30 protein-coding genes and 1 pseudogene are annotated in these 26,260 nt (G+C 44.9%); 15 read left to right on the top strand and 16 right to left on the bottom strand.

All coding sequences use genetic code 11. The features are described 5' to 3' along the window. Window positions 1-53 precede the first annotated feature (53 nt). A complete protein-coding gene (locus QUB10_RS10855; RefSeq protein ID WP_333201964.1) occupies window positions 54-959 on the bottom strand; it encodes a bestrophin family ion channel in 906 nt (301 codons plus the stop codon). A 374-nt stretch (window positions 960-1,333) separates the two neighbouring features. On the opposite strand from QUB10_RS10855, the gene QUB10_RS10850 reads away from it, so the two are divergent. Continuing rightward, window positions 1,334-3,481, top strand: a complete 2,148-nt coding sequence (locus tag QUB10_RS10850; protein WP_333201963.1) for a DHH family phosphoesterase — start codon at window positions 1,334-1,336, stop codon at window positions 3,479-3,481. 106 nt (window positions 3,482-3,587) lie between these two features. Here QUB10_RS10850 and psb30 read toward each other — a convergent pair whose 3' ends face one another. Beyond that, window positions 3,588-3,728, bottom strand: a complete 141-nt coding sequence (psb30, locus tag QUB10_RS10845) for a photosystem II reaction center protein Ycf12/Psb30 (RefSeq protein WP_333054512.1) — start codon at window positions 3,726-3,728, stop codon at window positions 3,588-3,590. A 350-nt stretch (window positions 3,729-4,078) separates the two neighbouring features. Here psb30 and QUB10_RS10840 point away from each other — a divergent pair, with 350 nt between their 5' ends. The 3 genes from QUB10_RS10840 to QUB10_RS10830 all read left to right on the top strand — a co-directional run bounded on the left by QUB10_RS10840 (window position 4,079) and on the right by QUB10_RS10830 (window position 5,675). Next, window positions 4,079-4,453, top strand: a complete 375-nt coding sequence (locus tag QUB10_RS10840; protein ID WP_333201961.1) for a YkgJ family cysteine cluster protein — start codon at window positions 4,079-4,081, stop codon at window positions 4,451-4,453. 202 nt (window positions 4,454-4,655) lie between these two features. After that, the gene (locus QUB10_RS10835) at window positions 4,656-4,979 is read left to right on the top strand and encodes a hypothetical protein (protein WP_333201959.1); all 324 of its coding nucleotides are present in this window, start codon (window positions 4,656-4,658) and stop codon (window positions 4,977-4,979) included. A 408-nt stretch (window positions 4,980-5,387) separates the two neighbouring features. Next, entirely contained in the window at window positions 5,388-5,675 is a 288-nt protein-coding gene (locus tag QUB10_RS10830) for a YggT family protein (protein ID WP_333102770.1), read from the top strand. Between the two features lie 259 nt (window positions 5,676-5,934). Here QUB10_RS10830 and QUB10_RS10825 read toward each other — a convergent pair whose 3' ends face one another. From QUB10_RS10825 to QUB10_RS10810, 4 genes are all read right to left on the bottom strand, one after another. Continuing rightward, complete coding sequence (locus tag QUB10_RS10825; protein WP_015175619.1) at window positions 5,935-6,366, bottom strand: hypothetical protein; 432 nt, start codon at window positions 6,364-6,366, stop codon at window positions 5,935-5,937. A 107-nt stretch (window positions 6,367-6,473) separates the two neighbouring features. Continuing rightward, the gene (locus QUB10_RS10820) at window positions 6,474-7,487 is read right to left on the bottom strand and encodes a shikimate dehydrogenase (protein WP_333201957.1); all 1,014 of its coding nucleotides are present in this window, start codon (window positions 7,485-7,487) and stop codon (window positions 6,474-6,476) included. A 177-nt stretch (window positions 7,488-7,664) separates the two neighbouring features. After that, window positions 7,665-9,029, bottom strand: coding sequence for a P-loop NTPase fold protein (locus QUB10_RS10815; protein WP_333201955.1), 1,365 nt, complete (start codon window positions 9,027-9,029; stop codon window positions 7,665-7,667). A gap of 489 nt (window positions 9,030-9,518) precedes the next feature. Then, window positions 9,519-10,199, bottom strand: coding sequence for a type 1 glutamine amidotransferase domain-containing protein (locus tag QUB10_RS10810; RefSeq protein ID WP_333201953.1), 681 nt, complete (start codon window positions 10,197-10,199; stop codon window positions 9,519-9,521). A gap of 108 nt (window positions 10,200-10,307) precedes the next feature. Between QUB10_RS10810 and QUB10_RS10805 the strand changes: the two genes are divergently transcribed. Next, window positions 10,308-11,192, top strand: coding sequence for a LysR family transcriptional regulator (locus QUB10_RS10805; protein ID WP_333201951.1), 885 nt, complete (start codon window positions 10,308-10,310; stop codon window positions 11,190-11,192). A gap of 2 nt (window positions 11,193-11,194) precedes the next feature. Here QUB10_RS10805 and QUB10_RS10800 read toward each other — a convergent pair whose 3' ends face one another. The 4 genes from QUB10_RS10800 to QUB10_RS10785 all read right to left on the bottom strand — a co-directional run bounded on the left by QUB10_RS10800 (window position 11,195) and on the right by QUB10_RS10785 (window position 16,719). Then, window positions 11,195-12,115, bottom strand: a complete 921-nt coding sequence (locus QUB10_RS10800) for a HEAT repeat domain-containing protein (protein WP_333201949.1) — start codon at window positions 12,113-12,115, stop codon at window positions 11,195-11,197. Window positions 12,116-12,210: 95 nt separating this feature from the next. After that, window positions 12,211-13,286, bottom strand: a protein-coding gene (locus QUB10_RS10795) for an ISKra4 family transposase (RefSeq protein WP_333201947.1) whose coding sequence is annotated in 2 segments (ribosomal slippage) — window positions 12,211-13,130 and window positions 13,130-13,286 — 1,077 coding nt in all. Because the reading frame shifts where the segments join, the coding sequence is not laid out codon by codon here. A gap of 70 nt (window positions 13,287-13,356) precedes the next feature. Next, window positions 13,357-13,827 carry a hypothetical protein gene (locus QUB10_RS10790; protein ID WP_333201945.1) on the bottom strand — a complete coding sequence of 157 codons (471 nt, stop codon included), beginning with the start codon at window positions 13,825-13,827 and terminating at the stop codon, window positions 13,357-13,359. 114 nt (window positions 13,828-13,941) lie between these two features. Then, window positions 13,942-16,719: a phycobilisome rod-core linker polypeptide gene (locus QUB10_RS10785; protein ID WP_333201943.1), complete on the bottom strand. Its 2,778-nt coding sequence runs from the start codon at window positions 16,717-16,719 to the stop codon at window positions 13,942-13,944. Between the two features lie 657 nt (window positions 16,720-17,376). On the opposite strand from QUB10_RS10785, the gene QUB10_RS10780 reads away from it, so the two are divergent. Next, window positions 17,377-18,603, top strand: coding sequence for a class I SAM-dependent methyltransferase (locus QUB10_RS10780; RefSeq protein ID WP_333102780.1), 1,227 nt, complete (start codon window positions 17,377-17,379; stop codon window positions 18,601-18,603). A gap of 582 nt (window positions 18,604-19,185) precedes the next feature. Here the strand turns inward: QUB10_RS10780 and QUB10_RS10775 are convergent. Continuing rightward, window positions 19,186-19,629: a PIN domain-containing protein gene (locus tag QUB10_RS10775; protein WP_333201941.1), complete on the bottom strand. Its 444-nt coding sequence runs from the start codon at window positions 19,627-19,629 to the stop codon at window positions 19,186-19,188. Next, window positions 19,630-19,911 (bottom strand): hypothetical protein, encoded by a 282-nt coding sequence (locus QUB10_RS10770; protein WP_333201940.1) that lies wholly within the window; start codon window positions 19,909-19,911, stop codon window positions 19,630-19,632. A gap of 185 nt (window positions 19,912-20,096) precedes the next feature. On the opposite strand from QUB10_RS10770, the gene QUB10_RS10765 reads away from it, so the two are divergent. The 3 genes from QUB10_RS10765 (at window position 20,097) to QUB10_RS10755 (ending at window position 21,612) form a co-directional block, all read left to right on the top strand. Continuing rightward, window positions 20,097-20,270: a hypothetical protein gene (locus QUB10_RS10765; RefSeq protein WP_333201938.1), complete on the top strand. Its 174-nt coding sequence runs from the start codon at window positions 20,097-20,099 to the stop codon at window positions 20,268-20,270. Between the two features lie 95 nt (window positions 20,271-20,365). Beyond that, window positions 20,366-20,611 carry a hypothetical protein gene (locus tag QUB10_RS10760; protein WP_333128634.1) on the top strand — a complete coding sequence of 82 codons (246 nt, stop codon included), beginning with the start codon at window positions 20,366-20,368 and terminating at the stop codon, window positions 20,609-20,611. Window positions 20,612-20,856: 245 nt separating this feature from the next. After that, a complete protein-coding gene (locus tag QUB10_RS10755; protein ID WP_333201936.1) occupies window positions 20,857-21,612 on the top strand; it encodes a hypothetical protein in 756 nt (251 codons plus the stop codon). 141 nt (window positions 21,613-21,753) lie between these two features. Here QUB10_RS10755 and QUB10_RS10750 read toward each other — a convergent pair whose 3' ends face one another. The 4 genes from QUB10_RS10750 to QUB10_RS10735 form a co-directional block, all read right to left on the bottom strand. Continuing rightward, on the bottom strand, window positions 21,754-22,122 hold the full coding sequence (locus tag QUB10_RS10750) for a hypothetical protein (RefSeq protein WP_333201934.1): 369 nt from the start codon (window positions 22,120-22,122) through the stop codon (window positions 21,754-21,756). A 394-nt stretch (window positions 22,123-22,516) separates the two neighbouring features. Continuing rightward, window positions 22,517-22,789, bottom strand: coding sequence for a hypothetical protein (locus QUB10_RS10745; protein ID WP_333201932.1), 273 nt, complete (start codon window positions 22,787-22,789; stop codon window positions 22,517-22,519). Window positions 22,790-23,045: 256 nt separating this feature from the next. After that, complete coding sequence (locus QUB10_RS10740) at window positions 23,046-23,282, bottom strand: hypothetical protein (protein WP_333201930.1); 237 nt, start codon at window positions 23,280-23,282, stop codon at window positions 23,046-23,048. 30 nt (window positions 23,283-23,312) lie between these two features. Next, window positions 23,313-23,528 (bottom strand): hypothetical protein, encoded by a 216-nt coding sequence (locus tag QUB10_RS10735; protein ID WP_333201928.1) that lies wholly within the window; start codon window positions 23,526-23,528, stop codon window positions 23,313-23,315. A 548-nt stretch (window positions 23,529-24,076) separates the two neighbouring features. Between QUB10_RS10735 and QUB10_RS10730 the strand changes: the two genes are divergently transcribed. From QUB10_RS10730 to QUB10_RS10705, 6 genes and pseudogenes are all read left to right on the top strand, one after another. Next, window positions 24,077-24,301: a DUF433 domain-containing protein gene (locus tag QUB10_RS10730; protein WP_333201926.1), complete on the top strand. Its 225-nt coding sequence runs from the start codon at window positions 24,077-24,079 to the stop codon at window positions 24,299-24,301. Next, window positions 24,298-24,537: a DUF5615 family PIN-like protein gene (locus tag QUB10_RS10725; protein ID WP_333201924.1), complete on the top strand. Its 240-nt coding sequence runs from the start codon at window positions 24,298-24,300 to the stop codon at window positions 24,535-24,537. Before QUB10_RS10730 ends, QUB10_RS10725 begins: the two co-directional genes overlap by 4 nt. A gap of 216 nt (window positions 24,538-24,753) precedes the next feature. Then, window positions 24,754-25,119 carry a DOPA 4,5-dioxygenase family protein gene (locus tag QUB10_RS10720; RefSeq protein ID WP_333201922.1) on the top strand — a complete coding sequence of 122 codons (366 nt, stop codon included), beginning with the start codon at window positions 24,754-24,756 and terminating at the stop codon, window positions 25,117-25,119. Between the two features lie 151 nt (window positions 25,120-25,270). Then, on the top strand, window positions 25,271-25,465 hold the full coding sequence (locus QUB10_RS10715; RefSeq protein ID WP_333201920.1) for a type II toxin-antitoxin system HicB family antitoxin: 195 nt from the start codon (window positions 25,271-25,273) through the stop codon (window positions 25,463-25,465). A 219-nt stretch (window positions 25,466-25,684) separates the two neighbouring features. Beyond that, window positions 25,685-26,080 (top strand): helix-turn-helix domain-containing protein, encoded by a 396-nt coding sequence (locus QUB10_RS10710; RefSeq protein ID WP_333201919.1) that lies wholly within the window; start codon window positions 25,685-25,687, stop codon window positions 26,078-26,080. After that, a pseudogene (locus tag QUB10_RS10705) lies at window positions 26,077-26,260 on the top strand (IS630 family transposase); the annotation flags it as partial. The gene QUB10_RS10710 and the pseudogene QUB10_RS10705, both read left to right, overlap by 4 nt.

The raw sequence follows: 26,260 nt of genomic DNA, 5'->3' as shown, positions 1-26,260 counted from the left end.
GATTTTATGTACCAATCTAAAATCTCAAATCTCAAATCTCAAATCGAATGACTCTACTTATCTTTCACGTGTTCATGAACGCTAGGAGATAAAGAAATTAAATCGTCGATATTGCGCTGCATGGCAGCACAAATATTGTCCAAAGGCAAATCATTGTCATCGTGCCCGAAGGGATTTTCTATTTCAATGCCGATTTCTTCGATGCCGAACAAAGTAAAACTAATTAAAGCCACAACTAAGCCGGTTCCCCAACTCAAATCTTTCACCATTTGAAAGGGCAGTGCCAAACAGTAAAGCAACAATAGTTGTTTCAGGTGAATCGCGTAAGCCAAAGGGATAGGGGTCTTCAAAATTCGCTCGCAGCCGCCTAATACATCTATCATAGAGTTGATCAACTCCTTCATAGCAGTTAACTGATAGACATCAACGCAATTGCCCTCGTACTGTTCGTGCAAGTAATCCTCAATCCAAAAGGCAATCTCTAGGGGCGGATTGTTCATCGACTTGAGCTTTTGGTACTGCGATGGGGACATCAAATGCTCCAATTCTGAATTTACTAATTCTTGGCGCAAGTGCAGTTTCAGGGCTACTGCAAAGGCAGGTAAGAGGCGCAGGACTGACTTTTTGATTACGATATCCTGCGGGTCTTTTTCCTCGATTGCTACCCAGATTTGGCGCGCCAAATTGCGGACGTTGTTGACTAAAGTTCCCCACATTTTTCGACCGTCCCAAAATCTTTCGTAGGCTGTATTTGTCCGAAAAACCAACAGTAGACCCAGGACAATACTGGGTACAATACTCGACAAAATTGGTAAGGAAACCGGCCACTTAAAAAAGTGCAGCAGGGAAATAAGAACTCCAAAGCCGCCGCACAGCAAAACGCGGGGCAAAATTGAGGGAATGACAGACCCCCGAACCTGTAATGCAATTTTAAACCAAGGTGGTCGATCGCCACTCATGCAAGTCTCCTCATTAAATTAGTAGTCTGCGCCCTAGGGCGGGCAGCGCAAATGCCTGCTACATTTAGTTCTGCAGCTCCCGCTAGTCAATTTGAGATTCGAGATTTTAGATTGACTCCACAGATAAATCTGGGGGGTTTGAACTTTGGTCTAAAATTTTTTGGTTTCCACGACTGCTAGCAGGGCTTATATCCCTATGTGGGTGCGGTGAGATCTTCCCAAAAAAGCTTTCCTACAAACAACCTTTGGATTTTACCCAAAAAACTCATCAGCATCAATCTAAAATCTAAAATCTAAAATCTAAAATCTAAAATTGATGGACGGATGCACTTAATTAGGTAAGATTAATTATGTATATTTAAACCTCAGCTTCCGTGCAAGAGCTACCGACATCTGTGCCCCCGCATTTTCACCGATTGCCAAACCAACGGTGGCAAATTTATTCGCCTCAACCACAGCAAGCCGAACAGTTTGCCACTGAAATCGGTTTGTCGCCCTTGCTGGCACAGGTACTGATTAACCGGGGCATCGATTCTGTTAAAGAAGTGCAAGGGTTTATCGAACCGGAATCTCTGGTTTTGCCCGCGCCAATGGATGAGTTTCCAGATTTGGCTGCGAGTGTCAAATTGTTGCGGGAGGCGATTTCGGGAGGGCAAAAAATTGCGATTTGCGGCGACTACGATGCTGACGGGATGACGAGCACGGCTTTGTTGCTGCGAGCTCTCAGGGTTCTGGGGGCGAATGTGGATTATGCTATTCCCAGCCGGATGCGAGAAGGTTATGGGATTAACGATCGCATTGTAGAAGAATTTCACTCGGAAGGTGTCGCTCTCATTCTCACGGTTGACAACGGAATTGCAGCCTACGGCCCGGTTGCTAGAGCGCGAGAACTCGGTGTTAAAGTTATTATTACAGACCACCATGATTTGCCACCAAAACTGCCGCCGGCAGATGCTATTCTCAACCCGAAATTAATCGCGGAATCTTCGCCTTATCGCGGTTTAGCTGGCGTAGGCGTTGCTTATGTTTTGGCTATTACTTTGGCTCAGGATATGCAGAAAGTTGGGGGGTTGGTAAATCCCCTGCTGGAGTTATTCACGTTGGGAACTATTGCGGATTTAGCGCCTTTGACTGGGGTTAATCGGCGCTGGGTAAAGCGTGGTTTGCGGCTGTTACCTCACTCGCAATTGGCCGGTATTCAGGCTTTGATTCAGGTGGCTGGAGTGCAGCCGGGAAGTGCCGAAAGTTCATCTATTCTTAACTCAAAACTCAAGGGCGGGCACGGGGGCACCGCCCCTACTCAAAATTCCTTAAAGCCTGAAGATATTGGTTTTAGGCTTGGGCCCCGGATTAATGCTGTGGGGCGGCTGGCTGACCCTCAAATTGTGATAGAGTTGCTGACTACGGACGATCGCGAATTGGCTCTTAAAAACGCGATGCAGTGCGAACAAATCAATCAGCGTAGGCAGGAGTTGTGCCAGGAAATTGAGCAGGAAGCCATCGCTTGGTGCGAGAAAAGTGAGCTAGACTTGCAGCAAGAACGAGTTTTAGTTGTCGTGCAACCGGGTTGGCACCACGGGGTGATCGGGATTGTAGCTTCTCGGTTGGTGGAACGCTACGGCGTACCTGTGTTTATTGGTACTTTTGAGGATGAGGGCGGGCACGGGGGCACCGCCCCTACAACCTCATCCTCCTCCGTGCCCCCGTGCCCGCCCGCTAAAATTGTCCGGGGTTCGGCGAGGGGAATTCCTGAGTTTAATGTATTTGACGGGCTGAATTTTTGCGCGGATTTATTAACTAAATTTGGCGGACACAAAGCGGCTGGCGGTTTTTCTATGCCTGCTGATAACCTCGAAGAATTCCGCAATCAACTGTCAATTTTTGCCAATCAATGTTTGCAGCCGGAACACCTAAAACCGCTGGTTTCAGTAGATGTGCAGGCAAATTTGGCAGAGATAAATCTCGACCTTTACCGACAAATTGATGCTCTAGAACCTTGCGGCATTGAAAATAAGGCTCCTGTATTTTGGACGCCTAATGTTTGCATAACTGAACAGAAAATTGTTGGTAAAGGAGGTCACGTTAAACTAACTGCAACTCAAGATGGAAATGTATCGGCTAGTGTGAAGGCGATTGCTTGGCGTTGGGGGGAATATTTTCCTTTGCCTCGGCGGGTTGATATTGCTTACCGATTGCGGGAAAATAGTTTTAATGGCAAGACATCGGTTGAGTTAGAATTGTTGGGCGTTCGGCTGCCGGCAAATGCTGCTACTTCGAGGCTACCGAGGTTCGGAAAAGTTGAGTTTGATTATTGCGATCGCACTTATTCTTGCAGTCTATCTCCTGCAGGCTCGATCGAGGAATTGAGAATTCGCAACTCTCAAGGGCAAGTTTTGGCTGTTGCACCCGGACAAAACATCGGTTTATTAGGCAACTCCCGCAAAGATGCTAGAGAAGTCGATGTATCTCTACCTTTTTTTGAGAATTTGATTCAAACTGCTAAACACGCCCTAGGTATTTGATAACAAAGCTCGTGCTACTGGGAAAATTGGCGATCGAGCCTTGTGAATTTTGCATCATTTAAAACTCAAAACTCCCAACTATCGATCGCCGCCTAGCGTGCTATAATTACAGGTCGCCGCCTTTAGCTGCCAAGAGAAAAATCACGATCGGGCCAGAAAGCACGACGGCTGCGAGTAAAGCTACCTGAACAATGAGTTGGTAGTCTACACCACCCATACCACTGAAAAGATCGGTTATAAAGTCCATGTGTCCTCCTGACTGTAGTGATTAAGTCTAGATTGTTGAATTAGAAAATCCGCTTCTGATTTTACCGGGCGATCGACCATATTTTTTAAGGAACTTTACAAAATTCAACAAAATGTAAACTACGATCGACCTCTCAGTCACAGGAAACCAGGGACTTGATGCCCCTTCCTGGAAAGTCCCCCCAATCTAAAATCTAAAATCTAAAATCGAACCGCCCCTTCGGGATATCCGCCTCCGGCGCTGGCAATTGATATACTTGAAGAGCTCTAGTCTCCTAAAGTTTGGCATTTTCCACATAATGCTCCGAATCTAAAATCTAAAATCTAAAATCTAAAATCTAAAATCAAACTATGGCTACTTGGCGTTGCGTAAAGCAGTGCGGTGCTTGTTGTTACCTCGACCCAACAGAGCGCCCAGACTTAGACGAGTATTTATCTGAAGACGAATTAGCGCTCTATTTGAGCTTAGTCGGAGATGACGGTTGGTGTATTAATTTTGACAGAGCGACGCGAGAATGCGGAATTTATGCCGATCGACCGCGCTTTTGTCGGGTAGACTCAGAGGTGTTTGAGGAAATGTACGGCGTTGAGCCGACTGAATTGAACGATTTCGCGATCGAGTGCTGCTTGGAGCACATTGAAGATCTTTATGGCGATCGATCTTTGGAAATGATCCGCTTTAACTCTGAAGTCGGAATTCTCGCCTTACCTGACGGTGTTGCATAATTGCGGGATGATTTTGATTGTTTTGTCGGATGGGATCTCGTAGCCCGAAGGCGTGTATTTTCACAGCAGGCGGGACACCCCACAACCATCCTCCTCAAATTGTGCAACGCCTACCTGACAACAACTAACAATCTCCTGGTTTCTCACCGGGAGAGTGTCAAAATAAACAAATCAAGGAAATATCGCGCAGTTGAGTTGAGCTATGAGTAATCGAGAGGGTTTTACAGGGGGATTTATTGCCGGAGCTGCTGTTGGTGGCTTGGTGGGTGCAGTTTTAGGCGCGGTGCTGTCGCGGCGCGCTGCTGAAGCTTTGCTGAGTGAACCTTCAGACGCAAAAACCAGAAAAATCCGCCAGAGGAAAGCCAGCCAACTCGAAGCCGACGGGATGGAAGTAGCAAGGCTGAGTTTAGAAGATAAAATTGCCCAGCTAAATCAGGCAATAGATGACGTGCGGCTGCAACTCGGCGACGTAAACGGCAACGCGCAGCAGCACAACAGCGAGGGTTCGATCGCCCAAGACTCCTGAATCCATTTAAAATTTTAGATTAGTCTGGCAGATCAATGGGGGCTACTAACATCTTGCGCTATTCTCAACAACTGGCTTTTGGGCCTGTGGCACAAACAGTGAATTTTATTGTGGGGAGTAGGGGTTGAGTATCCTATCCTGCCCGCCCGTAAACAGCCTGATGCTCCCCCTCTCCCCCAGGGCGGTTTCATTATCAGAAAAACCAAGATTTTGTAGGGGCGGTGCCAAGAGTCCCCGCCCTGGCCCATAGACGAGCGCATCGGGGTTTCAGATATAGGGGCTCTTCACGAGGGATTGCCCCTACAAGAGAATGAAACAGCCCTGCCCTCTCCCCCTCTCTCTGCCCCAGCTATGCTAAACTCACAGTTAAAGTGTCTGTAAACTTTACTCAAACTAGAAGCAAAATTTATGAGTTCTTCAATAGGCCTTTTGGCAACCACGCTGTCCACATTTCTGCAAATCTATGTAGCCCTGATGATTATTCGGGTGCTGTTAAGCTGGTTCCCTAACATCAATTGGTACGACCCCCCGTTTTCAATTTTGAGTCAGTTAACAGATCCTTACCTCAATCTATTCCGCTCGATTATCCCCCCCTTGGGAGGGATTGACTTTTCGCCACTGATTGCATTTTTTGTACTGCAGTTCGGCTCGGAATTCTTGATCGGTCTTTTGACCAGCTTGCAAACATCCTTGTAGTTTGAAAAGCTTAAGTTTTTAAGCATCGAGCGTAAATTGTTTTGCCGACCTAGCTGCCGACAACTAAATTTTAGATTTGACATTTTTAGATAAACTCCCCGGTTGAAAAGCTGGGGAGTTAGTCTTACATTAGAAAGGAGAAATTGCCACCCACTCAACAATCTCAAATCTCAAATCTCAAATCTCAAACTGCCTCGCGGTTTCTCACCAGCTAACCCAAAATCTCTTTCTCAGCCATCTAAAATCTCCAAGAGTTTCGTTAACGGCGAACCACGCCAGTAAAACCTGTAGCTTTAAATTGCTTGAGCTTCAAAGGTGTTCGTTGATTTGCTGCAACGGAAATTCTGAGCTGAAAATCGCTAACTCCGGGAGGAACTTCTTCTATAGAACCCAAGCGAGTCCGGTTTTGCATCACCGGATTGTCGTCAGCATCATAAATGCGGCCGAAAATATCGGCATTGACAACTGGTTTGCCCGTGCTATTTTCAGCTTTCCCAGTAATCAAAAAGCAGTTAGCTTCCATAGAACTTCCACTGGTGACTGTTCCTTCTCCCATTTCGGCAGGACATTCGCGATAAGAAAGGTCGGAAAGTTTAATCTGCGTCAGAGCCCAAGCAGGTGGAGTGAATACCAAACTAAAAATTCCGATTAGGCAAGTAGCAAAAAAAAGGCTGATAGCTCGAAATTTCATAAATTGCAGCGCAAGTATATTTTAATCCTCAGCTTAGCGCGAATTGGGCCTCAAATTCCTACTTATAGGAATTCTGAAAACTACAGCTACTTTTTGAAGAAATGGCATTAATCTAGACCTAAATGCTGTCGCAAGGCTTGGCGCATCACATCGACTGGGACAGATTCTTTATCCAGCCAAATTTTTAAGGCGGCTGCTCCTTGTTGAACTAGCATTTCGAGTCCGTCAATAGCTCGCGCTCCCCGAAGCTGTGCATCTTTGAGAAACTGGGTAGGATTAGGGGTGTAAATTAAATCATAGACGATCGCACCTGCTGAAATTCGATCGAGCTCACCAGCCGCAACCGGCGACTTTTCCCCCTGCGGATACATCCCCACAGGCGTCGTGTTCACAAGCAAATCTGCCTGCGAGATTAACATTGACAAATTATCCCAAGTATGCACCTGCAAATTCTGCACGGGCATCGGAGAATTGACCCAACTCTGCTGAAATTCCGCTAAATTTTGTTCGTTGCGGCCGATAACGTGAATCTCTGCACATCCCAATTGAGCGCATCCAGCCACAACAGCTCTCGCCGCCCCGCCATTCCCCAAAATTACCGCTACTTTCTGACTCCAATCGGAACCCCCCCTAGCCCCCCCTTGGTAAGGGGGGGGACAGGATTCGACAGCCCCCCCTTGGTAAGGGGGGGGACAGGATTCGACAGCCGTATTGCCCGTTTCTAAGCCAGAGGTCGCGTCTTTAGCCCCCCCTTGGTAAGGGGGGGTTGGGGGGGTTTGCAGCGGCGCGAGAAAGCCTTCAACGTCAGTATTTGTGCCGCACCAACCTTTGTCAGTTAGGTATACGGTATTGACTGCGCCGATCGATCTGGCGATCGGGGAAACTTCCGACAGCAGCGGTAGGATTGCTTGTTTGTGCGGAATCGTGATGCTAAATCCCCGAACGCCGATCGCCGCAAATCCTGCAAGAGCAGCTTTTAAATCCCCTGGTTTTACCGGAAACGGCAAGTAAACAAAATCGACTCCCAAGTGGGAAATAGCAGCATTGTGCATCGCCGGCGACAGAGAATGTTCGACGGGATGACCAATTACTCCTAACAGTTTAGTAGTGCCTTTAATCATTTTTGTTAGTTGACTGTTGACTGTTGACTGTTGACTGTTAACTGTTGTTAGTTTTAATACCACATCCTGCTACAGTTGGGCCCTGATTCTTTAGTCAGCTAGGAGTGAACTTCGTTGGTTCAGAAGCGATTTTCCTCGCCGAGTGACTGTCAACCGTCAACTGTCAACTGTCAACTGTCAACTGTCAACTGTTTCCCGAAACTCTTTGGCGTCAGCCAAAATCGGATTGACATCAAACCAATAATCTTCGCCGTAACGGTATTCAAACACCCAGAGACTCCGCAGCAATATTTGGTATTTAGTTTCCCCGTTCACAGTTTTGGTAGCGGATACTTGGCGCAGCAATTTCCACTCATCGGGTTCGATCGCCAAAGTAAGCTGGTGGCGGCGCTGGATGATCACATTTTCCAAAGTTTCCCGCGACAGAGGAGGGTCTTGTTTCTGCAGACAGCCATACAGTAGTTGCAGCAAATTGCGGACATGACCGCCGCTGACTCGACACAGGCGATCGAGAGTTTCCGCAGAGTCGAAAACTTTGCCAACCAAAGCATAGCGCTGCGAAGGGTGCACTGTGGGAAAAGCCCGCGCCAGAACCATCTGCTGCAGCAATTCCACACCCTCAGAGCACTCAGAACCGTCGCTCAACTGCACCGGCACCATCGGCAAAACCTTCGGATCTACCCCAAATCGATTGGTCAACTGGCCCAAATCGTTAGAGAAAATCAGCACCAAAGGAATTGTATACACGACGTGGCAATTTAGTCTTGCCAACTGTTCGCCGCGATCGACAAACAGGTATTCCGGCTGCAGTCGCCCCGTCGGTTTCGCGCACAGGTGTATGCGATCGAGATTGTCGATAATTACTACAAGTCCTTGTTTCCCTTGGCGTTTTAGTTCTTGATTAGCCGGCTCCAACAACTCCTTATTCAGTGCATCTAAAATTACGTTAGTTCGCGGCTCCAAATATTGCCTCAACTCCGATCGCAGATTCGGAGCATCTTTCGCCTTAGCAGTAATTTTGCCAATTCCCAACGCCAGAGAAAATTCTCCCTCGGTGCTGGCATTTATTTCCCCAACACCAGGGACATTAGCTTCAGCACTCAAGTCTATTTGAGTTTGAAAAACATCAGCAACCCCTTTGAGCAAAGCTTTAAAACCCGTCGGTTGCAGCTTGATTTTCATTTTCTCAATGCTTTCGCTCACCTGACGAGCAACGCTCAACAAAATGTCAGTGATATCTACATCTGCCATGTCTAAGTCTTTACTCGACTCAAAATAAACAACATGAAATCCTTGTTGCTGCAATTGAGCTTGCAGCCGCAGCAATTCAGTTGATTTACCAGAGCCGATGTGACCGGTGAATAATTGACAGGTAGGTGCATCGGGGGACAGACGGCTGATGGTGCGCTCCAATTGTTCTACGATTGTGCCGCCCCGCACTGAAGAGAAATCGATATAGTATTGTCGGTCTTGTTGATTTGCTACTGCCAGGGTGTAGCTGGGATTGCAGGCGCTATAAAATTTCTGTAAATTTAGTTCCATACCCTGTTCCATCTTTCACAACATTATGCCCTAATACCTTATTCGTTTCGCTATGGTAATAATCAGCACTAATTATCAACTTATTTTGATGTTTTCTGGGACGCTCAATATCTTGATACCTCCCTAAACCATCACTCTGAAATTATACTTATTTTTTGCGTACTGGGAATCAATAGAATCAACTAATACCCCCAGAAATAAGTAATTTATATTCGTACAGCGAGCGCGACTTCATTGGCATCACAGACGAAAATTTGGCAGTAATGTTCTCGGATAAAAGTGGCTATTTGAGTACGGTTAACCGCAGAAAAAAAAACAGGTAGTAATTAGCTATCCCAAAACCAGATTTTTTTAATCATACCATCGCCATTTTCAGAGTAGGTTGGGTACGAGTGCCTCCACCCAACCTACTTTCTTACAGGATTTTGACTTAGACGCGAAGGTGTTGTTTAAGAAACCGGGTTTCTCGGTGCGATCTTTTTTTGGGATCTACTTATTTTTGATCAATTCTACCATTTTGTGACCGACACCTGCCGCCGAAGCGGGGTTTTGGCCTGTGACGAGCCTCTCGCTGACGACAACATGAGGCTGAAAATTAGGAACTTTCGTATAATTAGCGCCGCGTTCAATTAATTTCGACTCCAGCAAAAACGGCACTATTTCAGTCAGTCCCACAGCGGCTTCCTCTTCATTAGTAAAAGCAGCCACAGTCTTATTTGCAACCAGGTACTCACCATCCGACAACTTAAGATTAACTAACGCCGCCGGTCCGTGACAGACAGCACCGACAACGCCACCTGCTTCGTAAATAGCAGCACCAATCGCAGCAAGTTCCGGGTTATCCGCAAAATCCCACATTGTACCGTGTCCCCCAGCGTAGAAAATAGCGCCATATTCTGCGGGGTCAATTTCTCTAGGATGGAGAGTATTTTCCACTTGCGCCACCTGTCGCAAATCCTCTAAAAAAGCCCTATTTAGCGGGTCTTCTAAATCTACCCCAATCATTGGAGCTTTACCGCCTTTGGGGCTGACAAAATCTACCGTTAATCCAGCCTGAGTAAATGCGTCCCATGGATGCGTCACCTCTGGGAGATAAAAACCAGTTTCTTTACCAGTGTCGCCCAATGTACCGTGGCTGGTTAAAACAATCAGAACTTTTTGGCTAGTCATCGTCTATTCCTCTTACTATCAGGTGTGTTTGTGCCTGTTGTTCTGATCCTAGGTGGAATTTATCTAAAATACAAATTATAAAATTTTAGAGCTGGTATAAATCTATTTATGATTAACTTTGAATGGTATCGCAGCTCGATCGAGGTTTACCGCGTGGGAACCGTATCGGGGGCCGCCCAAGTTCTCCACCTTACGCAATCGGCTGTTAGCCAACAGGTCGCAGCAAGAGAGTCAGCTTTGGGAAATCCTTTGTTTCAAAGGACTCCGAGGCGGAGGGTTCCCACCGAAGCGGGACAAAGACTTTATACTCAAATTGCTGGTGCGATCGAGAAACTCGAATCAATTCCCCACAAAAACTCAACATCCCAAACTCCGCAAACAATCAGAATCGGTACGCCCCAAGAATTTTTCACAGAACGAATTCTCGATCGACTACCGCAGGACGATAGCACTTTTTACACCGTGCAATTTGGGTTGACAGCAGAGTTAGTCCAACAACTCAAAGCAGGAAAGCTAGACATTGTAATTGCTACTCAAAAAATCACTTTATCCGATATTGAATGTCAACTGCTATTCGAGGAAAATTTCTGGCTTATTGGGCCGCCAAATATTGCAAATCCTATTGCTGAAGGAACCAGCCAAGCTGATTTGAATCCACTCGCTCAATGGCTTCTAACCCAACCTTGGATTGCTTACAGCGAAGAATTGCCGATCGCCCGCCGCTTGTGGCGAGTGGTATTTGGCAGAAGAATTGACGTTCAGCCCAAACTAATTATTCCCGATTTAAGAGCAATTAGACAAGCCGTTGCATTGGGATTTGGCTTTAGCGTTCTTCCCGACTACTTGTGTGCAGATTGGGTGAAAGAAAATCGCTTGACACTTGTCCTCAAACCTGCACAGGCTGTTACCAATCGCATCTGGCTGGCTTTCCGAAAATCTGAAAGACAGTTGCCAAAAATCAAACGGATGTTAGAATTTTGCCAATTTCAATAATTCTAAATCGCCCGATCGCCAATTATCTCCAGCAGCCGCGAGGATTCGCTGCGAATTTCAGATCCTTCCTTTAAAAGTAGAGAATCAATTACTTCTCGATCCAATAAATCAACATAATTATCATCGAGTTGGCAGAGTTCAATAACCGCCAGCAAACCAGCCAGTCGCTCCTCATCGGAAGTACCTACAACCATTCTATTAATAGAAGTCAGTAAAACGCGATCTGGCGGTGAAATAGTTTCTACAAGTTCTGCCGCTGTCTGCCGCACGATCGAATGCTTGTCTCCCAGACATACAAACATCCACTCTAATAATACTTCGTCACCGTACCCAAATTCCTGATGTCGTAGCTTCCCTAATACTTCCAGGGCGATCGCCCTTACATCCCATTCCTTGTCAGCAAGCAAGCAACCCAGTAGAGGAGCAACAACGGGATTATCTAACTCTCCCAATTTTACAGTAGCATTGTATCTAACATCATTGCGTTCTGAGAGTGTATCAGCAGCAGCCTTTGCTACTTCCGAAGGCCATCTAAAAACATTTCGGATAGAATCTCCCAAGATTAAATCATCACCCCAGAAACTATTTTGAAAATTAGGCTGATGTTCTTCCGATAGAAAGTTTATGTGAGAACTTACTACTGATACACTTCCTGCGATCGTATTGCTAAAATCCGTTGGGCGATCTCCTTCATCAGAAAAACAGCCAATAAATTTTGTTTCATGTAAAGTTGCTCCTTGAAAAGATGTTCCATTCAAGCGACAACCAAAAAACTCACATCCCGATAAATCTAGTTTATCAAAGATACAACCTCTTAAATCGCAACAGATTAGAGAGTCATTCGGCTCGATCGCAAATGGATGCTGCTTGCTTTGCCAATCCATTCCTAAATAACGACTGCGCTTGCTGTCTAACTTAAGCATTACTTTATTTCCCCAATTGTTCTTTCCAAGGTTTTGCCCATCTGGGAATCTCCGGTTCATCGGGAGCGTGTCACTTTTGTGATGAGTAAAAATACTTAAGCAGCTTTTGGTGATTTACCAATTAAGTCATTTAAGTAAGCACATCGATGAGCCAATACCTGTCCAATATGTTCTGATTTCCAACTTGCTCCAGATATTTTAATTCGTCTAGCTATTTGCTTAATTCCTGATTCTACTGCGCCAGAGCCAATTGAACATATTTCATCTCTTTGGAAAGTTTCGTAATTAATAATTCTTTCTTTGTGCTTTTCTAAATATTTGCAAAAATTAACTGCTGTTTTTCTCTTTAACTCTGTAAATAGTGCTTTTGCACTTTTTACATTTCCTTTCCATAAATATGTTTCTGCTTGCTTCAATCGCTTAATTGAACCGCCTACTTTCTGAAGATTTTCCTTCAAATGATACCAGTCCCGAATTTCCCTTCTGTCCTGTTTACAACTAATTTCCTTGAATATATTCCATACACCATCATGTCCATCACCTAAACAATTTACTGGTTTTTCTAGTGGCTGTTGATTTGCCCAATTAATAATTATCTCATTTTTGTCAAAACTACCTACTATCCCTGCTTCTGACACAATTGCTTTATAATCTTTCCACTCCGATTTTTCTCCGAGTGGTGTGATTAATCGTGCTTTTCCACCGTCTACACTTAACTCGGCAATATCTGCTGTTGCAATGGGCTGCTCAAATTTTTGATAATGTACTAATCTTTGTTGTGTCTTCGCTGGAACCGTAATCCCTGTGATATATTCAATATCTTTCGCTGCATTTTGATAGGCAACATTAGCACTCAGTCTTAAACAACAGTTCTCTAAATGTGGACTCAATCTACTCCCACTCCCACACCCTAGTTTATCTGCTTGCTTTTGGGTGATGCTTAAATTACCTAATGTACTTTTTAATCTCTTTACCCTTCCTGCTTTTGTACCGCTAGCTGAGTAGATAAAAAAAATCCTATCTCTGGTGTCACATGAGTTAACACTTTATCTTTGACTGTTATTTCAATATCTTCTAATGTTTTCAAGGATTCAGGGTCACAATCAGCATAAAGAATTGCCGAAATAGCCTCCACATATGTTTTAATTGCCTGTTTTTGTTCGGGAGTCATGATTCATTCGCCACTAATTAAGACATCATTACTATTTTCGCCTATTTTGCTCAACAATAGCTCAAAGCTACTATTCTGCTTTTTCTGAGCATTTATACTTATTGCAAAAGTGACACGCTCCCGGTTCATCGCTGTTGCGGTAGTCTTCAGCCCATTTTAGCGCCTCTTCCATCTTGACAATTTCCTGCTCAATTTTTTCCTTTGCCTCAGAGGGCAACTTTGCTAAATGCCTCCGAAGTCCCTTAATATACTGCTGGCACTTTCCAGCGTGGAGGGTGCTATCTTTTAGCGACTGCGGTGGATTTCCTACGCCTCCTTCAAATTGTTCCTTCATTACCATGAAAGCACAACTTCCATCACCGTACTCTGCTCCCTCCCTGTAAAGGTCATTCATCACTTCCTGAGCTTTATCTACTGCTAGAGCTTCGGCACGCGGTAGCCAAGTCTCTCGATTTTGAATTAATTTAGCCTCTGAGGTTGTAGGGGTAGTCCTGAGTTTTTGCAGTGGATTTGATTGCTCGTTATTTCCCTTTGGATTCATCTGTTACTGGATTCCCAATTCCCGATCGCCCTCTACCAAAAATCCCCCGCTACAGCATTACCATAGCGAGGGATTTTTGTCAATCTACCAACTCAATTTTCTTGCAGTTTGTTGTTAGCTTCTGTCAGTAGCAGCTACTGGTTCAAAGCTTGGAACCACCAACTCACCATTCTGCTTAGTGAGTTGATTGTACAGCCTTTCAGTATTCGGGAAATTCGCAGCCGGCAGAGTCGGGAAGCGACGGTAAGGAACAGTATCCTCGCCAAAGGCCTCGGCATATTCAACGCTGTTCAACATCGCGTTGATAAAGCCCTTAATCCCTTTACTTGCCAAGATTTGGTTGTACGTCCGAATCTCCGCTTGATTGCGGGGAGCGCGACCCAAGAAGTGCTTGGTTCCCAACTCAATCACCTTAGTATTGGGATAAGGTGCGTAGAACTGTTTGACGTACAGCGACGAGCAGCCCAAAGCCTCAATGAACTCCTTGAGATTGATTTCATTGTTGCCCAGTTTGCTTTCCAGCGCCGTGAATTCATTCTTCACAACGTAGGGGTTTAAATCGCGCTCAAAAATTTGACGGTAAGCAGCTTGAATTAAAGTTTTCAAAGCTACTTTGTCAGAAGTAGTCGTCAGCTTGAACACCTTAGTTTGTTCGCGCCGCTTGCTGACACCTTGAGCGAGGCTATTTTGTAACTCGAAATCGCCGCGATCGAGCGCAGTGCCGAGTTCGATAAACCGAGGAGTTTCAGGAGTCTTAGCTTGGACATTTTGCTCAGCGACGGAACCCGATCGCATCGTCCGCATCGACAAACCACCGGGAGTCACATAGCGCTCGTAGGGCACTGTATCTTCCCCGAAAGCTTCGTTGTACTCCATGCTGTCCATGATGCCATCGACGAGCGCGTAGAAACCCTTCTTGGCGCAAATGTCAAAGTAAGCGTTCATTTCCTGACGGCCATAGGTAGGGCGTCCCAGGAGTCGGCGGTGAATGTACTCGATCGCCTTACAAACGTAGAGCTTGCTCCAGTACATATTGCGGAACACGTCAGACTTCGCCAACATCCGAATAAACTCGCGCATCGGAATCTCGCCGTTTTCCAGCTTAATTTCCGCCACCTTTTGGCGCTGGCCGTCGAACACGTCGCGACCAAACACTTGCAGGTAAGCAGCCCGAATCACCGCTTGGGTGGAACTTTCGGTAAATTTGACACTGGAAGCATTGCTGTAGCTGCTGGAGACACCGCGGGCAGTTTTCTTGGAAGCAACATAGTTGCTCGGTAACTGGTCTAATTTAAAGACCTTGGGGCCCAGAGAACCAGGAGCAGCACCGCGAGCCGCCGGATTGCTCAACTGATTGTCAATACCTGCACCTTGACGGATCAGGATGCGGCGAGTGTCTTTGCCGAAGGGAGCCGGACGGCTCTTGGGGTTGCGAGTTTCTTTCGGGAAAATCGCGCCGAACTGAATTTCTAACGGGTCATTGCCAACACCGTAAACGTGCTGGTCTGGCAGAGGCTGGTTGTAGCCGGCAAACAAGGTGATGAACTGAGGAACCTTGCGGAACGGAGCGCTGAAATTGAACAAATCAATTTGCGGGCCCCAGTTGCGACACTCCTGAGCTTCTTGGCCCAAACCGCGCAGGTAAGGCACTGTTTCTTCGCCGAAGTAGTCGGAATATTCCTGGGAATAAACCATCGCGTCTACGAGGGCTGGCAGGCCGCCTTTGCTGACGATCGCAAAATACTTGCTAAATTCCTCCCGCGAGCTCAAACCGCGGCCGAGGAAGTGGCGGGCGGCCAATTCTACAGCACGGCTGTTGACAAACGGCTCGTAGAATTGCTGGCGGTACAGAGGAGATTTGCCAAGGCGGCGAATAAACTCTTTCATCGAGATTTCGCCATTTTTGACCTTGGATTCCAAGTCAGAAATGCTTTGGCTGTATGCGCGGCTAATGTCGCGCTCGAATACTTGGCGGTAAGCTGCTTTGATTACTTCTAGCTTTTCGGCCGAAGACAGGCCGGTTTTCATGACGAATTTCGATCGGCGCTCGGCTGCGTTGAAGTAGATTTGAGGCAGTTGCAAGCCTTGCTGGTCGTTGCTTTCGCGCTGACGCACCTTGTCTGAAGGTGTGGGAGCTTTGAATTCGGTAATTGCTACGTCGAAATACTGTCCGACGATCGCCGCGGCCTCTGCATTGTTTTTGAAATAGCCCAAGGATGCTGCCTTCATTTCCTGCATTGCCACAATTGTGGCCGCTGAAGAGCAAGCATTTTCGATGATTTCCCGCAATCCGCGCACGTTCACCGAAATAATGTTCGGGTCGCCAGCTACGATCGCGTAGGTGATGTAACGCAAAAACCAGCTCAAATCCCGCAGAGATTTGGTCATGTTGCCCGGGCCGTAGCGCGAGACATTGATCGGCTGAAATCCTGCTGGGATTGGGCCGCTGTAGCCGCCACCGTTGCCAGAAAATAGATTTCCTAGCCCCAAGAAACCACCGCCACCGCCACCGCCGTTGCCGCCACCTGCGCGACCTTCAACGTAGGTAACAGTTCCCAGTTTCATGCCTTCAGAGACATTGCCCGATCCGCCGCGAGCCGCACCTGCTACAGCCATCGCAGGTTCTTGTGGTCTTTCCAAAAATGCCAGCGGGGAACCGCCGGTAAAAATCCGGTTGGCTGCGCGGGATACTATCAGTTCCGAGTTTTGGGTCAGCGTCGCAGAGATATCGATCCGAAGAGCCCCTGAACTGAAATAACTTGCCAGTTCGCTGAGTTCGCCCCGCTGTAGAAAGCGGTCTTGCTGTTCTGCTTGCGAAATTGTTGCGACCGGTACAGTTTGATATAGTTGCGGACGCGCAACCGAGCTTCCACCACTTGCTTTTACAGTCATTAGACTCCTTAGCTCCCTATCTAAATCGTTGCAGCATTTAACCAGACTAACCTTGCCTTCTCATGCAGGTCAAAGTAGGTATTTTTGCTTTGTTTACTTTTTGCCTTTACCTGTCACGAGGTTCGGGCGCGCTTACTTTCTTAGATTAAAATGTTTTGGTTTCATCTTTCTGCCTGCGGGGAAATGTCCGATCCGAAGGCAGGCACGGGGTACTCCCTCCGCTGCACTCCGCCGGCATACCCGTGGAAAAAAAGACTCGGCAGGAGAGTTGCCTTTGGGCGATCGCAGCCAGTGCCTTGAATTAAAGGAAAAGAAAATCAAAAATTTTCTTCTGCCTGTTTCGGGGCTGTTGACTTTCTGCGGAAAGACGCCTCCGCTTTACCCGACAGTTCAGCGGTGGGCTATTGACAGTCCTTGTTTGTTAAAAAGCCTGTCGAGATTTATTGTATAGATTTAAGAGAGCTTATATGAGAAAAAATGATAAGTTTTATTACGCACAAGCTGTCAACCGATTTTAGATTTTAGATTTTAGATTTTAGATTGAAGAATCGACCCCACCGATAAATCCGGGGGGCGCGGATCAAATTGCTGTCGGTCAGTGGTCAGCGGTCAGTTGTCAGTCCAATCCCGAATCCCCAAGCGCAACAAATGTCACCTATGGATACTACGCCTGATATCAGTGCTGCCGTGCGGCGGCTTTACGATACTTTCCCTTTCCCGCCCGATCCTTTGTCAGATGAACCGCCCCCTGGGTACAACTGGCGCTGGAGTTGGCCTGATGCTTACAATTTTTGCACTGGCCAAAAGCCGCCCAAACTCGATATTCGGATTTTAGATGCTGGCTGCGGCACTGGTTCGAGCACTGATTATCTGATTCACCTCAATCCTGAAGCTTCGGTAACGGCGATCGACCTGAGTGCGGGTGCTTTGAAGGTAGCACAAGAACGCTGTCGCCGATCTGGAGCGCGCGAAGCAGATTTTCGCCACCTCAGCCTGTACGATGCCGCCGAGTTAGAGGGTGAGTTTGATTTGATCAACTGCGTGGGCGTGCTGCACCACTTACCCGATCCAATCCGGGGCATTCAAGCGCTGGCGGCGAAGTTGGCGGAGGGCGGTTTGATGCACATTTTTGTGTATGCTGAGCTCGGACGCTGGGAAATTCAACTGATGCAAAGGGCGATCGCACTTCTTCAAGGCCCGAAAAAAGGTGACTATCCCGATGGTGTGAAAGTCGGTCGTCAAATCTTTGCTTCTTTACCAGAAAACAACCGTCTTGTCAAGTACGAAAAACAGCGTTGGGCAGGAGAAAATCAGCGAGACGAATGTTTTGCTGATATGTACGTTCACCCGCAGGAAATTGACTACAATATTGAGACTTTGTTCGAGTTAATTGACGCTTCGGGATTGGAATTTATTGGTTTTTCAAATCCGGGATATTGGCAGTTAGAAAGACTTTTGGGCAAAGCGCCGGAATTGATAGAAAGAGCTCAGGGTTTGAGGGAACGGGAGCTTTATCGATTAATTGAATTGTTGGATACGGAAATCACTCATTACGAGTTTTTCTTGGGCAAAAAGCCTGTTAATAAAATTGATTGGTCGGACGATAAGGCACTTTTGGCGGCAATTCCAGAGTTGAGTGGTTGTATGCACGGTTGGCCTAGTCAACAAGTGTTTGATTGCAACTACCAATTGCTCAATTTGTCAAGTGCGGAATTTGAGTTTTTGCAAGGTTGTGTACCCCCCCCAGACAGGGCGGGCACGGGGGCACCGCCCCTACAAGGTGGTGGGAAGAGTGTTGGGGAGATTTTGGGGAATGTGGAGATTGGATTGGATGAAGTGCGATCGATCTTATCAAAACAGCTAATTTTGCTAACACCAAGTTGAGTCGTAGGGTGCGTCAGTCGCCGTTATTTTCGCGAAAAATCGATAATCTACGAACTGACGCACCTTACTTTAACTGATGTGGAGATTGGATTGGATGAAGTGCGATCGATCTTATCCAAACAGCTAATTTTGCTCACACCAAGTTGAGTCGTAGGGTGCGTCAGTCGCCGTTATTTTCGCGAAAAATCGATAATCTACGAACTGACGCACCTTACTTTAACTGATGTGGAGATTGGATTGGATGAAGTGCGATCGATCTTATCAAAACAGCTAATTTTGCTCACACCCGGTAAAATCTAAGGGCGGGCAAGATGCTTAACTCCTACTCCCCACAATCAAATTAGCTTGTTGTGGAACAGGCATCTTGCCTGTTCTTTGCTCGGAGTATAATTTACAGCATATTCCATGTAGATGTGGTACACACAATCTTCTAGCCCGTGTAAGGTGCGTCGCCACCCGTCAATCTGTAAGTTTTATCGACCAATATTTCGCAGCGACGCACCCTACAGATTAACACCACACAATATATTTATAGTGTACTTCATGAACCTGGAAAAGGCTGTATGTTAAATCCCCAATTAATCAAGGCTTTACAGTTGGAGGATTAACAGCCGTAATTTGTGAATAACGAGCGAAATCAGCAATGTTAAAAGTTAGGATATGGGTTAAACCATGAACTAGCATAGCAGCAACTAGCCGCGCATCATGAACATTGACACCTATAACCTTATACGTTATCACCCGTCGCTCCCATTCTTGATAAATTGCTTCGGTATCCAACAAGAGAGGAAAAAGCTGTTTTAAGCGATTAATTTCTGCCTCGGCTTCTGTTGCAGTACGCCCTAATCCATTTCTCTGGATCGGGCGCGTGCAAACGTTCCAAAACTCGATCAAATTTTGGGGTACGATATAAAGTTGTTCCCCGCGATCGCGCAGAGTAATCACGGCATTGACAGCATCAGGATTCATTGGGTGTGCTGTATCGATGCTACGCAGCAGTATGTTTGTATCTACGAGAAACGGCATTTAACCTCTGTCTCCATAAATGCTCTCTCTGCTAATAGCTTCATCTGAAAGAGTGGGGAGATTTAGGGTACGATGACTGTCAACCCATTCTTGAAATGCGATCGACCATTCTGTTGGGGTAGCTGTTTCATAAAAGGGACGTTGTTGAGGTTCAATTAGCTGTTTGAGCATCGCATCTAGTAATGGTTTAATCTGATCCGCCGTGCGGTTGGTGATTTTTCCCAAAACTTGAGTAATCGTCTGTATCTCTTGTTCGTGAGATTGCTGAAGATTGTGCAGCATAATTATCCTTGAGTGCAAGTTTTTGGGCTGATGATAGCGGGGTCGATCGCACTTTTTAAATTGATTTTAATATTATAACTGTAGCGCAAAGCCTAGGAAGTAGGCGATTGCGCTCGTTTCTAGACTCTTAGCCTGGGAACCAGTCCAAAACTTGTGCTGAGCGAAGTAGAAGTATCCCAAATGGATTGACACAGGCCCCCGTCTGCGGCTACGCTTTGAAGTTAGAGGTTGCTTTGCTTGTAGAGGAAGTAGCCGGCGTCGCCCAAAAATCTAGTTGCACTGCCCAAAGCTGCTACCAACAGCAATGGACAGCTAACCGCCAAACTGGTATGAGCAGTCTGGAGGCTAACGGAGTATGATAACACTCTCTGTAGCCGCCCTGCTATGCGTTGAAAAGCGGGGCGGCTGGGTTTTTGGGTTTTTCTAGAAAACCTAAAACCAGGAGAACATAATTATGTCACAGGAATTCTTGCCTGACGACAACAAATTTGCACGGCCAAATGACGACTCAGCAGCAGAATCGGAACAGGATGTGGTTTGTGTAACGGTGACAGGTTCGCCCAAGGGTGTCAGGGAAACCATACTCACTTTGTACCGCCTGGGATTTGCCCAAGTTGGCGATTGGAGTCCCCTACAACGTGCAGCTAATCCGAAGCAAGTGATGAGTGTGCTGATTCGCCGTCGGAAGCGCAAAGCGTAGGTGTTTGCTCGTTCCCAGGCTAGAGCCTGGGAACCAGTTAAGAAGACCAACAAATATCAGGCACGTTACTTTACTAAATCAGGATAAGAGCATATCTTAATTTAGAGGCTGAAACCCCTTTAAAAAAGCTAGGCGGGGATAGGCACATTTCCCCGCCTAAGCCTTGTAACCATTGGAAAACTGATGTTGTGTTACATGAACACTTTATGTGTTATGTTAACTTTTTTGAATATTTGAGAGGCATTATGGGAGAAGCAAAACGAAGAAAAAAAGCGCGTGGTTTAGGAAAAACGTCTACTACACAACAAATCTCAACATCCTCAAACATTTTTTATAGGACTCTTCACCAAATTTCAGAAATTGAAGATGTTGAGTTTCAACAAGCTCGTGAAAATTCACCATATTTAGCGTTACTGTGGTCTGCTCTGGTTACTTTTCACGATCATATTGACAATTACACATTATTAGGAATTGTAGATTTTTGGCAAAACTACTGGGAAAAAGCAGCATATTTATTAGGTGCAATAGAACTTAGCGAGCATCGACATCTATTATGGGTAAGTAATATAAAAACCATGAGATTAATGATTTTAAAAAAGTTGGAAAAATATTTAAAAAACGATAACCAATATTTTTTAGAACATGGAACCACACCTTTTTCATCTATGGCTGAAACGACAATAGAAGTAGCACTGTCTATGTATCGTCACACCGATTGTATTATTTACTATGGGAAAAACTTAGTGGTTTATAAAGGGTACGACAGTATAGAATTACAAGGAGAATTAATGATAGCTGTTAAACACGTTATCGGATGCTGGACTCTTTATCCTTTCCAGCATACATTGAGTGTTCCTTTTTCTGATTACAAACAAGCTAAATTAGCATTGAAAAATTATCATACATCATTGAAAGGTGAGTTAGTTCATGATCATTCTAGTAAAATTGCGAAATTATTGGGATTAACAATTAAGGATAATTACGCCTATCTAATTAAATAAAATAGAAGTTCTAAAAACTCAACTGAATAACCCGCCAGAATAGCAACCGCCCCGACCGTGCCACCTCTCAGACTGTAGCAAGCGCATTAAACCCTATTTCCCCACCTAAGACCTGTAACCACTGCTAAATCAGGATATTAATTATTCCTCGCTTAAAGGCTTATTAAATCGATCTAAAGTCTCTTCAATACTTACTATAGTTTTGACACAGTAGTTTAATGAAATTTCAGCATCTTTCTTATCAAATTCAGGTTCTAATTCAGGTTCTATCTGGTGAGAAAACAAGCCTGATGTTTGATAAGGCTCTCTGCCTGATGCTTTGGGACTCCAATATCCTGCCATCTTTCTGTAGCGAACATATTGTTCTATATCAATTCCTAAATAATAGCAAATAGTTATTTCATTTAACTCCGATGAGTTGTTTACACCATCTTCTTTAGCTCTATTAAGAATGATTTGTAAGCCAGCCGTAGCATAGGCTATTACCTCTAAATATCTTTCTTGTTGCATGAACTTCTCAGCTCTGAACAAGAACCCGTTTGCTAGTTCGTTCTGTATTTCAATCATTTTTATAAAGTTAAGAAAAATTTTGTAAGCCAATCAATACTAGCATATAGAAGCTTCCGACTTCAAACTCCATTGGAGGAAAAACCCTATCAAGGTGTCAAATTTGACTAATTAGCAGGAGAGAAAATCCCAACCGTAGCGAATATCGATTACAATTCTTTGTAATACATACTTTCAAGCGTGTGACACACAGCTTTTATGGTTGCCAATAGTTAGGAAAGCGAAGGCTACTTTCTCGTTTACTCCAAAATCTTGTTCTAGGCGGGGATATCCTAATTTCCCCGCTTAAGCCCTGTAACCCTTGCAGCTACATAGTGATTTCAAACCCTAATCCTTACTAATCTAGTCCTTTAAGAGGTGGAACATATTTACCATCTTTACTCTTTTCTCCCGTGTCTTCAAACACTAATTCGTGATAACCTGAATTGTCTATTTCAGGTTCATTTTTACGAGTTTGACTATCCAACACTATGTTATAACCAACCTCATATTCGTCATAAGGTTTAATATCCAGACTATGTACAAAACCAGGTTCACCATTCCAAAGAACCCTAGTACCAACCGGATAATAAACAATATTATTCAATGGTGGGACACTTTTCTTAGCCATAATTTCTATCTAATCCTCTGATTTTTCTAAAGGTAGCTCAAACCATTCACCAATACTTATATAACACGCAAACTATTTATGTGACAACTTGAAACAGTAAACTCGCTTCAACCGCCTCGCCCCGCCCCCTTACCTCTCCAACCGTGGCAAAAGCTAGGCTGGGAAACGGATATTTCCCAGCCTAGTGCTTGAAACTGTTACGGAAAGGTGGCCGGGTAAGGTTTACTCTGCATAACAGGTTTTTAAAATTGGATTATTACTGAGAGTCTGATTGCTGGCGGGCAATCTCTATTCCTTTGTAAACACCCAAGCCAACCAACGCTCCTGCTGCCACAACACCAGCCGCAGGTAAAGTTATGATTGTAGTTGTGGTAAACCCAATAGCTCCAAGAATTCCAGGCGCTGAAGAAGTAATTGTAGCAACTGTTACAGAAGTTGTTCCAAAAGCAGCGGCTACACTGCTAAAAAAACCTGCCATTTTTAAATCATCCATAGCTCTTTCCTAAGATATTTAAAATTTCGTTTAATTGAAAAAAGCTTTCTTAATTCCGTATAGTGCTAAACCGACAACAGCACCAGCAGCAGCAACGGGAGCTGCACCAATTGCAACAGCGGTTCCACCAACTGCTAAACCCATCCCACCTATTGCACCAGATAAGGATGCTCCAGCCACAGCACCGCCAACTCCAGACACAACTAGCTCTACTTTATCTTCAAAGTCATTTTTATGATTAGACATTTATCATTTCTCCAAAAGAAAGAGATTACAAGTCCTTATTGCATATTAAACCTTTTTCAATTCTGTGTCTACCGAGAAAATACTTAAACATCAACTCTTTACATAAAGACCTATGCCAGCCTCTCCAACCGTGCCAACCGTGCGAGCGCTTGACCTTACCAGTCTCTCCAAGCTTGCGAGCCGTGCCTGTGGTGCGATTTAAACCCCATCAGCCGTGCCAGCCATCCAATCATGCCAAAACCCGCTAGACCCCGCCAGATGGTGCATTTTGTAGCCTTGCCTGTGGTGTCGGGGCGATCGACTTGACACGGGGCGATCGGACTGCCGCCAATTTTGGAGTCTTATTGGTGGAAAACCCTACTAAATTCGGCAGACATCAAAGCCTGTCTTGCTTTTGCCGCAGACCATGAGAAAACTGATCCGCCTTGGCTACTTTCAACGACAGGGTTCTTTTTTTCTCACTACTTGCTCAAACCTGAAATCCTGACCTAAACCAACCAGGATTATTTGCAACTATAATTACGCTTATTAGTACAAAATATTGCTTTATGGACTACCACGACCTCATCACAATTGAACCGGGAAAACGCAGTGGCAAACCATGTATTCGGGGAATGCGAATCACCGTCTACGACATCTTAGAATATCTCGCCGGTGGCATGACGGAATCAGAAATTCTGGAAGATTTTTCAGAATTAACTTCGGCAGACATCAAAGCCTGCCTTGCTTTTGCCGCAGATCGTGAAAAAAAGTTATTTGTGGCATCCCTGTGAAACTACTGTTGGACGAAAACCTCTCAGACCGAATTCTTCAGAGAATTATCGGTTTGTATCCCGATTCTGCTCATGTCAAAACATTAGGACTGACAAATACTGATGATGCAGAAATTTGGGAATATGCAAAGACAAATGATTTTGTAATTGTTTCCAAAGATTCTGACTTTCATCAACGGAGTTTACTTTACGGTCATCCTCCCAAATTTATTTATCTCCGTGTTGGCAATTGCTAAACATCTAAAATTGTTCAAATTCTGCGAGATGAAATCGACATCATTAGTCAGTTGGGAGATAGAGAAGCAGAGAGTATACTGGTATTGTCCTAGCATGAAACCAAAAAAGCACAGACTGAGGAGATATCAACTTAAGGAGTTTACAGGAGTGAATAAAATATCCAGCAAGTTAAGCTAATATAAAATTGTTGCTCTCTGCTCAATAATCCACTGAAAATGATGAAAGAAGACACCATTAACATCGTTGGTTTTCATGGACATATTTACTTCGACGCTGATAATCGCGATGCTGCAGCGCGTGTACGAGAAGGATTGACTCAGTTTGAGGTGCAGCTTGGGCGTTGGCATGACAAACCCATTGGCCCCCACCCCCAAGCAATGTATCAAGTTGCATTTTTACCAGACCAGTTTGGCAAAGTCGTTCCCTGGTTAATGCTGAATCGTGAGGGGCTCGATATTCTCATCCACCCTGAAACAGGCGACGATGTGGCAGACCACACGAAACATTCTTTGTGGCTAGGAGAGAAACTAGAGTTGAATGTCGAATTCCTGCGACCTAGGACAGCTAACGCCAGCTTATGATCGATCCGCGCGCAAGGCGAGGGCGTTTCTCCAGACTGACTTATCGCTGATAATAGATAATTAGCCGCCGATTTGAGACATGGTGCGGCTGTAGTTTCCTGTATTTACTAATAATAGTTATAATATCCTTAACAAATGACTGAATAAATGTATGAAAATTAGAGCAATCATCCATCCCGCAGAAGAAGGTGGCTATTGGGCTGAAGTACCTGCACTTCCTGGGTGCATTACCGAAGGAGATACTATGGAAGAAGTGATGGCTAATTTAAAAGATGCGATTGAAGGTTGGCTCGATGTTGCTAATAGTCGCGTAGCCTCGATCTTTACCCCACTCTATCCAAGCTGATGCCATCTGTTTTACCCTTCCCCTTTGTTCCGGTTTAATGGGATTTTCACCCGTAATTTCATTCAATGCAGCTAACCAGTAAAGGGGATTTTTTTTCAGTTCCGATAGCAACAGCGGCACGATTTGAAAACCCATATTAAGTAGTCCAACAAAATTAATTACACAAACAACTAATATGATATAATAAAAAGTATCAAGTTTTGTTCAAAGAGGTTTTATATGTTTTTACTTCGAGATATCAATCCACTTTCGTTGAAATTGCTAAACCGAATTTATCGCGAAAGCAGACATCATCAAGTGCGGCAAAGAGCACATTTTCTGATTTTAGCTTCACAAAATATCAACAACAAAAATTTAATGAAAATCTTTAAAGTTAGTTATAAGACCATGTATAACTGGTTGAATCGATGGGAATATGAGGGAATGCTCGGATTATATAATAAACCAGGTAGAGGCAGAAAAGAAACATTTAATTCCGCACAATCAGATCAAATTAGAGACTGGGTAAAATTGCAACCAAAACAATTAAAGCAAGTAGTACAAAAAATAAAAACAGAATGGTCTGTCAATATAAGTACAGAAACAATTAAGAGAATAATAAAAAAAAAAGGATGAGTTGGCATAGGATGCGTCGAGGTGTTGGCGGCAAGCCAGACCCCATAGAATACCAGGAAAAAAAAGAAAAGTTGTCAGAATTAAAACAATTAGAAGATGAGGGAAAAATTGATTTATACTATTTGGATGAATCCGGATTTTGTGGCATCCCTTGTGTCCCTTATGGATGGCAAGATATTG

Source organism: Microcoleus sp. B5-D4, from assembly GCF_036705145.1.
Lineage (GTDB): Bacteria > Cyanobacteriota > Cyanobacteriia > Cyanobacteriales > Microcoleaceae > Microcoleus.
Note: the sequence above shows the minus strand (reverse complement) of the source record. Positions and strands in the feature narration are given on the sequence as shown.